Raw genomic sequence first — 237 nt, forward strand, 5'->3', positions numbered from 1 at the left:
CTTCACTTTCTGTAACCATCTTTGTAATACATATACCCCCTATAAATTATTTAAGCTTTTACCCATTTATCACGATGAATGACTTCAATGGATTTTACAGCAATTTCATCAGAACGTTTACCAAGTGCTAATTCAAGTTCATCACTGGAATACATGACTTCTCCACGTCCTAAAAGTGTGGAATTCCAATATACTTCAACGACATCTCCTTTATTAAAGTCGCCTTCAAATTTGTAG

Annotated in this window: 1 protein-coding gene; it reads right to left on the bottom strand. The window is 34.2% G+C overall.

The genetic code is table 11. From position 1 onward, the window contains the following. Positions 1–50: 50 nt before the first annotated feature. A partial coding sequence (locus R2R70_RS23055; RefSeq protein ID WP_410979354.1) for a PUA domain-containing protein occupies positions 51–237 on the bottom strand: 187 nt, incomplete at its 5' end.

Source organism: Cobetia sp. SIMBA_158 (assembly GCF_046566945.1).
In the GTDB taxonomy this organism is placed as follows: domain Bacteria; phylum Pseudomonadota; class Gammaproteobacteria; order Pseudomonadales; family Halomonadaceae; genus Cobetia; species Cobetia amphilecti.